The organism is Shewanella sp. 11B5 (assembly GCF_002836795.1).
In the GTDB taxonomy this organism is placed as follows: Bacteria; Pseudomonadota; Gammaproteobacteria; order Enterobacterales; family Shewanellaceae; genus Shewanella; species Shewanella frigidimarina.
The window spans coordinates 1-1,488 of the sequence record NZ_PJAP01000029.1 but is presented as its reverse complement, the minus strand read 5'-3'; the positions used below and the strand labels follow the sequence as shown (position 1 = coordinate 1,488).

The window sequence follows — 1,488 nt, the reverse complement described above, 5'->3', positions numbered from 1 at the left end:
TTCTGGGAAATGGTAAGGACCATAGTTATTAGAACAATTAGTGATCACTGTTGGTAATCCATAAGTGCGTAACCAAGCTCGAACAAGATGATCGCTTGATGCTTTTGACGCTGAATATGGGCTGCTTGGCGCATAAGCTGTGGTTTCAGTAAACAAAGGTAAATGAGTTGTTGCTGAAACTTCATCTGGATGAGGGAGATCACCATACACTTCATCGGTTGAAATATGATGAAAACGAAATGCCAGTTTAGCTTCTGGCGTTAGTGTATTCCAATATTCTCTCGTTGCCTCAAGTAAGGTATATGTACCGACAATATTGGTTTGGATAAAATCAGACGGACCTGTAATTGAGCGATCAACGTGGCTTTCTGCTGCTAGGTGCATTACAGCATCTGGTTGATAAGTAGCAAAAACACGATTTAACTCTGCATGATCGCAAATATCAACCTGTTCAAAATGGTAACGAGCATTGTCGTTAACTGTTGCTAGCGATTCGAGGTTACCCGCATAAGTGAGTTTATCGACATTGATAACACTGTCTTGAGTGTTAGCGATGATGTGACGAACAACTGCAGAACCAATAAACCCTGCACCACCTGTAATAAGAATTTTCACAATATGTCTCTTTTATCTATTTACCAAATCGAAAACTATCTGCCCATTCCAAAGAGAACCACTCTTACTGTTCGGAATAAAATTTTGATATCTAACCTGGTACTATGGTGTTTTATATAAAAAATATCGTATTTATGTTTCCAGACAGCATCTTCAATAGAGTCGCCATATGGGTAGCGCACCTGTGCTAAGCCAGTAACTCCGGGCTTAACTGCATGACGAAAACGATAGTATGGAATTTCTTTCTCTAGTGTATTGATGAAAAATTCTCTTTCGGGACGCGGACCAACTATCGACATCTCCCCTTTGAGAATGTTTAAGATTTGCGGTAGTTCATCAATACGCGTTTTACGAATAAATTGACCGACTTTAGTCACTCGAGCGTCATTTTTAGAAGCCCATTTTGCACCTGAGCTTTCAGCATCATTTCGCATGGATCTAAATTTGATCACTTCAAATTCGATATTGTATTGGCCGGTGCGTTTTTGTTTATAAAACACATTACCTGGACTTTCTAACTTTATGGCTATGGCCGTTAATATTGCAATTGGCAATGCCACAATTGAAAGTAATAGTGCGGCGACAATGTCCACTACTCTTTTTGCTAATTGAGTGCGCTTTGTCGACAAAATTGAAAAAGCTTTTTGGTGCAAAAAGTAGCTGCTATGTAACAGGCGTACTTCTGTATAGCCTAAACGTCCATCTAAATAACTGACAAGCGGCTCAACCCATGCACCCAACTCTGTTGCGACAACCAGAAAATTTCTCTGCTCTTTGGTTAAGCTGGATGCCTGATAATGACAGATCACTTTTTTGCTGAAGTCTGTAATGCTGAAGTCATTAATTATAATATCAAATGAAAAATCATCGATT

2 protein-coding genes are annotated in these 1,488 nt (G+C 39.3%); both read right to left on the bottom strand.

Annotated elements, in window-relative coordinates; genetic code table 11:
- A partial coding sequence (locus CXF78_RS00225; RefSeq protein WP_145991271.1) for a GDP-mannose 4,6-dehydratase occupies positions 1-615 on the bottom strand: 615 nt, incomplete at its 3' end.
- Between the two features lie 35 nt (positions 616-650).
- Positions 651-1,488: exopolysaccharide biosynthesis polyprenyl glycosylphosphotransferase (locus tag CXF78_RS00220; RefSeq protein ID WP_102035655.1), on the bottom strand; the 838-nt coding region annotated here is incomplete at its 5' end.